This window comes from Mesorhizobium sp. M7A.F.Ca.AU.002.02.1.1 (assembly GCF_003998535.1).
Lineage (GTDB): Bacteria > Pseudomonadota > Alphaproteobacteria > Rhizobiales > Rhizobiaceae > Mesorhizobium > Mesorhizobium ciceri.
Window position 1 is genome coordinate 1 of sequence record NZ_RZPB01000417.1, and the last position, 5,512, is coordinate 5,512.

Annotated in this window: 7 protein-coding genes; 2 read left to right on the top strand and 5 right to left on the bottom strand. The window is 60.4% G+C overall.

Translation table 11 applies throughout. The annotated features are described in order from the left end of the window. The coding region (locus tag EN879_RS22795; protein ID WP_164774528.1) for a TrbI/VirB10 family protein at window positions 1-926 on the top strand (926 nt) is incomplete at its 5' end. Further along, window positions 923-1,150 (top strand): DUF2274 domain-containing protein, encoded by a 228-nt coding sequence (locus tag EN879_RS22800; RefSeq protein WP_063170707.1) that lies wholly within the window; start codon window positions 923-925, stop codon window positions 1,148-1,150. The genes EN879_RS22795 and EN879_RS22800, both read left to right, overlap by 4 nt. On the opposite strand, the gene EN879_RS22805 is transcribed toward EN879_RS22800, so the two are convergent. The 5 genes from EN879_RS22805 to hisC all read right to left on the bottom strand — a co-directional run bounded on the left by EN879_RS22805 (window position 1,142) and on the right by hisC (window position 5,063). Next, window positions 1,142-1,561, bottom strand: a complete 420-nt coding sequence (locus EN879_RS22805; protein ID WP_063170706.1) for a LysR family transcriptional regulator — start codon at window positions 1,559-1,561, stop codon at window positions 1,142-1,144. The two genes, EN879_RS22800 and EN879_RS22805, sit on opposite strands and share 9 nt — an antisense overlap. Window positions 1,562-1,682: 121 nt before the next feature. Beyond that, window positions 1,683-2,291: an acyl-homoserine-lactone synthase gene (locus EN879_RS22810; protein ID WP_063170705.1), complete on the bottom strand. Its 609-nt coding sequence runs from the start codon at window positions 2,289-2,291 to the stop codon at window positions 1,683-1,685. Between the two features lie 74 nt (window positions 2,292-2,365). After that, the gene (locus EN879_RS22815; RefSeq protein WP_063170704.1) at window positions 2,366-3,103 is read right to left on the bottom strand and encodes a LuxR family transcriptional regulator; all 738 of its coding nucleotides are present in this window, start codon (window positions 3,101-3,103) and stop codon (window positions 2,366-2,368) included. Window positions 3,104-3,158: 55 nt separating this feature from the next. Beyond that, window positions 3,159-3,929, bottom strand: a complete 771-nt coding sequence (locus EN879_RS22820) for a TetR/AcrR family transcriptional regulator (protein WP_063170703.1) — start codon at window positions 3,927-3,929, stop codon at window positions 3,159-3,161. 18 nt (window positions 3,930-3,947) lie between these two features. Next, the gene (gene hisC / locus EN879_RS22825) at window positions 3,948-5,063 is read right to left on the bottom strand and encodes a histidinol-phosphate transaminase (RefSeq protein ID WP_063170702.1); all 1,116 of its coding nucleotides are present in this window, start codon (window positions 5,061-5,063) and stop codon (window positions 3,948-3,950) included. Window positions 5,064-5,512 lie beyond the last annotated feature (449 nt).

Sequence of the window (5,512 nt, forward strand, 5' to 3'; positions counted from 1 at the left end):
ATCTCGGCCGACCGATCCTGCGCGCGCAAGAGCAGGGCAGGTCCGTCATTGCGCCCGACATCAGCACGCCTCGCATCGATCCGGAAGAACAGCGCCGCCTGGCCGAGATCGAGGCCGCGCGCGTCGCAAAGCTCTTCACGGAAACCAACGCGCGGACAGCTCCGTCGCGACAGGGTACCGGCGCTGGAACCGCCATCGCGGACACCAGGTCCGATTTGACGCCGCCGGCCGAACCGACGGAGCCTGATGCAGGCTCCACTCAAGATACGCAGGACCGCAAACTCGACTTCGTCAACGCCAAACCGGACCGCCGTACGGTTAGTCCCGATCGGCTGGCGGCGAAGGCCTCGCCCTATGTCGTCCAAGCTGGCACCGTCATACCCGCCGCTCTCACTACCGGCATCCGTTCCGACCTTCCCGGCCAGATCACCGCTCAGGTCACTGAGAATGTCTACGACAGCCCATCGGGGGTATATCTCCTGATCCCCCAGGGCGCAAAACTGATTGGTCAATATGACAGCCAGGTCGCCTTCGGTCAGTCTCGCGTACTCCTGGTCTGGAACCGGCTCATCATGCCGGACGGCACCTCGATCGTGCTGGAGCGCCAGCCGGGCGCGGATGCGCAAGGGTTCTCCGGGCTGGAGGACGAGGTCGACCATCACTGGGGCCAGTTGTTCAAGGCCGCCGCACTCTCGACCCTACTCGGTGTTGGGACGTCGCTTGGTTCCAGCGACGACGAGGGTGACCTCGCCAAGGCGATCCGCGAGAGTGCGCAGGATTCGGCCTCCAATGTCGGTCAGCAGATCGTGCGCAATCAGCTCAACGTCCAGCCGACACTCACCGTCCGGCCGGGGTTCCCAGTCCGTGTCATCGTCAATCGCGACCTTGTCCTGGCGCCTTACGGCGTGCCGAAGGAACCGTCATGAGCAAGCTGAAACTCTCTGCAATTCCGGATGATCGGCCAGTCAAGATTACGGTCGAGTTGCCTGCCGCCGTTCATCGCGATCTTGTCGCCTACGCCGAAGTGCTGGGCAGCGAGACGGGCCAGACGATCGCCGATCCCGTAAAGCTGATTGCGCCGATGCTGGTGCGGTTCATGGCGACGGACCGCGCGTTCAGCCGGGCCCGGCGCGACACGAAATCAGGATAAGCGGGTCGTGGCGCGCTTCGTTTCCACGAAACGCAGGGCGACGTCGGGCCTGCTGCGAATGAAGTCGGCAACCGCATCGAGAAGCTCGGTAGCATGCACCGCCATTTCAAAGCCGCCCGGCAGCATGCCGGCCTGTTCTCTTCGGTCCGTTTCCTCCATGGCGAGTGTGCCGTCGAGATCAGTCAGAACGCGGCGAAGATCGCGTAAGAGTCGTGCGCCGGCCAAGGTCGGTCGGACTCCGCCTGCGTGGCGTTCGAAAAGAATTGTTCCCACCGCGTGCTCAAGGCTACGGATGCGCCGGCTCAGTGCAGAATGGTGGATTCCCATGCGTCGGGAGGCGCCGAGGAAACTGCCTTCCTCGGATACGATGAGTGCGCATTCGAGCGTGATGAGTTGGACGCGTCGCCGCATGGCGCTTCCTCCACCTGGAACTGTTTGTGGCCCCCACCCACGCACGGGAACTGTCCAGTCGCCCGCCTATCTGCCCCATTGAAGTACCTGCTCAAAGCCCGCTCGGTTTGGGCGCGAGCGTTCAGTTCTCAATCGCACCAGTCGGCGGGCTCGCCTTCCGCGTTTCATACAATCGGGCGAGTGTGCGTTCATCGAAGCTCGCCGTCACCGCCACTGTCTCTTCACCGCCTATGATCTTCGGCAACCCCAGCGGCGTCACCCTGAAATGCAGTTGGACCAGGCGCAGCAGCCAGAGAGGGTTCATCTCGATGATGATCGTATCGATGCTTCTGTCCAGGCCCCACTCGACGATGCCTGACAAAAGCGCATTCGCCACCGGGCTCAGCATTCTTCCCCGTTCTCGGTACTGCGGCTCGACGCAGTAGCGCGTCCATTCCCAGATGTTTTCGCCCACTGGGCGTTGGCCTTCGCAAAGCTCCGACAGGACCTCCGAGAGCAAGTGGGGGCGGGTCGAAGGCAGCATGCGCTGGTAGCCGACAACGCGCTCCTCAGCCGTAAAGAGCATGTGGACTGCGTGCTCATTGTCGAACCGGTCGATTTCACGACCATCTGCGCGTCGCAGATCCGTCCAGCCCTTTTCTTCGACAAAGACCTTGTGGCGAAGGCGGAACGCCTGTTCCAGCTCCGCCTGATATTCTTCTGAATTCTGCGATGTAACCACAAGAAGCATCTCGGTTATCCTCCAGTTTGGAGGTCAACCAATGGTCGCTTCCTGTAGAAGGCGGCATCACGCGATTGCGTGAGCTAGGCGATCAGACCGTGACGAAAGGCTTCCGCGACAGCATGCACTGTGCTTGCTACTCCGAGCCTCTCGCGCGCCGCCCGCAGGTGAGTGTCTGCCGTGTTGCGACTGACAGCGAGACGGTCAGCGATCTCATCGACAGTCAAGCCTTCCGCTGCCCAGCGCAGAACGTCCCTTTGTCTCGGAGATAAACGTGCCGGCCGGATATTGCGTTTTGCATCAGTGATAACAGCCGCGCAGCCGAAAGCGTAAGCTGCAACCAACTGAAAGGCGAGACGGTCGTGGGGATCCGGATCCAGCTTTTCTCCCGCGACGGAAAACCCGACCGGCTGCCCATCCAATGTGGCAAACGGGACTGTCAAACCCTCGCATAATCTGAAGTCGGTTGCCTCGTCCATGATCCGGCGGCCGAAAGGACAGACCTTGCATAGGTTATCGATCTCGCTCCAGAGGAAGGGCGTGCTGCCCCGGTTCACAAGTTGAATCGTTGGATCGCGATATAGGTAGCCCTTTGAAAAATATCGCTCGGACCATTGTTCTGGCCAGGCATGCAGAATGACATGCGAAGCTTGATCATGTTTCAGGGCTTGGGGTGGGGGAATTAGTCCTGCCAGAAGATTGGTCGCGCCAATGCGTCCGGCGTAACCAAGGATGTGTCGGCATATTTCCTGTTGAGATGAGCTCTTACCGACATTGTTCAGAAGCTCGTACGTGTCGTCGATGCGTTTAAACCATGCCATATGTACTCCTGCGTCCAGTACTAGGCCGGGACGCGCGCTGCGCCCGTATATCTGGTCATCTATCCGTGGTCTGCTCGCCAGCGTCCTTATCCCTGTTTCGGCCAGGTTTGGCCTGCGCCTCCAGTCCCAGGATCAGGGTTTCGATCAGGAAGTCGTAACCATCCTCGAGCGGGGCGACGTTCCCGCTTTTCCAGCGCATCACGAACGACCGGTTGTACATTTGCGGCAGGTATCGCGTAACCAACGGAAACCGCGCTGGGTCAAGCGCATCAAGGCCTGCGTTGAATGTTTCGACCCATTCCGAGTCTTCGGTAGCGCCGTCTGCGGCGAGTTCCATCGTGATATAGCCTTCCAGGGCGCCAACCACTGAATTGAAGGCATTGATCAAAGCCTGATCCTCGAATCCGGCTTGGGTGAGCGCAGTCAGAATGATCTCGACCCAAGGTGCATTCGGCGCGCCGTTGGAGCGGATATGCGGACCGAGCAGGGGGGCGGCCCTGGGGTGCTCGTGGACGCGCGCGCGAAACCGGCGGAATAGAAGCCGGATCGTGTCGCGCCAATCGTCCGGCAGATCAGAGGGTGTCATCAGGCTTGCAATCAGCGCGCCCGAAATTTCGGCAAGCAGATCCGACTTGGCGCCGCCCGCATGCCAGTACAGGGCGGCCGGATAGACGTTGAGCCGGCGGGCGAGAGCGCGGACTGAGAATCCGGCTATTCCTTCGTCGTCGATCAGGGTAATGGCGGCCTCCACGACGCGCTCCCGCGTCAAGCCGATAGCGCCTGCTCTACCGACCGAGCGCTTCTTGGTGGAAGACTGTGTGTTCAAGGCAGCTTTCCGTCGCCACTATGCGAGGCCGAGGATGTGCCCGAGTTCTGTCGCAAATCGTTCATTGTCCCCTGCTGTCCCGATGCTCACCCGCAGAAAGTGACGATAGCCGGCCTCCATCCATGGCTTGACGACTATGCCTTTTTTGATCAGGGCGCTAGCCACAGGGGCAGCTTGGGTCGCCAAGTCGAGGAACAGGAAGTTGGTCTGGGACGGGACAACGCGGACACCCAATCCGGCCAGGCGATCGGCGAGGATGTTTCGGTCGTGCCGTATCTTGGCCGTGGTCTGCAGCATCCATGCTTCGTCCTGGAGCGCGGCAATGGCGGCAGCCTGCGCGGCCGCGTTGACGTTGAACGGGGTCATGCATGAACGCATCACCCTGGCAATGCCTTCATCCGAGGCGATGCCGTAGCCCGCACGCAAGCCAGCGAGACCATAGGCCTTGGAGAAGGTGCGTAGCACAACCCAGGAAAGATCCGAGCGACCGCTCAGCACCTGCAGGCCATCCGGATAGCTGGAGTCGATCATCTCGAAATAGGCTTCATCCAACACGAACAATGTCGTGGGATGCACCGCGTCAAGCAGCCGGTCGAGTGCCCTGCGCGACAAGGCCCGCCCCACCGGATTGGAAGGCGATGAGACGAAAACGATCTTTGGTCTGCGTGTGAGCTCATCCGCCAACCCGTCCACGTCATAATCGAGTGCTGGTGTCATCGGCACCTTGAGCACTTGTGCACCGGCCGCCATGGGCTCGATCTCGTGCAAGCCGAAGCACGGTGAGACGGTCAAGACCGAATCACCCTTTTGCAGATACGCGCGGCAAAGTGCTGCAATCAACTCCTCCGACCCATTGCCGCAGACGATCTGATCAGAGGAGGTGCCGAGCTTTTCCGAAAGCACGTGCCGCAGCGCAGCCGACGCCGGGTCGCTGTAGCGCGATGGGACAAGTGATGCCAGGGCGGCGGACACTGCCGGCGATGAACCGTAAGGATTCTCGTTGCTTGCCAATGCCGCAATGTCTTGCAGGCCACTGACCCGCCGCGCGGCAACTGCCGATATTCCAGCGTTGTAAACGGGAAGAGAGGCGATTTCCTGCCGAGGGCAGATGGCGTCGTTCGGAAATGACTGCATGATCCTACCTTCACCTTTTTCTCGCTATTCGCGTCGGTTGCCGCCCGCCAGGGAGGAGGCCAATCCGGGCAAAAAATGTCGTTGACACGGCAAAGGTATATACATAATGTTTTTATTGTCCACTGAACAATAAATGTCAAAGCGGCGGACACTGAGACACTGCACCGACCATCGTAGGTGGCTTCGATGGGCACATGCAGTGTGGGAAAGGGATGGAACAATTCGCACCGGGCGACTTGGTCGCCAGAGTGCCGGCGGATAGGCGTGCAACCTGGTTCGTATCAGCGAAGGCCTCGTGCGCAGGCCGCAAATCCGAAAATGTCCAGGAAGGGAAATCCATTATGATCTCGACCCGACGTTCGTTGCTCAAGATGGGTTTGGCGGGGCTGCTTGTTCCCCAGGGGCGCGTTGCATCCGCAGACGAGAAGAAGGGGCAGTCGTTCGAAGCC

Coding starts and splice junctions, on each gene's coding strand:
- EN879_RS22800 (WP_063170707.1), top strand. CDS start 923: ATGAGCAAGCTGAAACTCTCTGCAATTCCGGATGATCGGCCAGTCAAG.
- EN879_RS22805 (WP_063170706.1), bottom strand. CDS start 1,561: ATGCGGCGACGCGTCCAACTCATCACGCTCGAATGCGCACTCATCGTA.
- EN879_RS22810 (WP_063170705.1), bottom strand. CDS start 2,291: ATGCTTCTTGTGGTTACATCGCAGAATTCAGAAGAATATCAGGCGGAG.
- EN879_RS22815 (WP_063170704.1), bottom strand. CDS start 3,103: ATGGCATGGTTTAAACGCATCGACGACACGTACGAGCTTCTGAACAAT.
- hisC (WP_063170702.1), bottom strand. CDS start 5,063: ATGCAGTCATTTCCGAACGACGCCATCTGCCCTCGGCAGGAAATCGCC.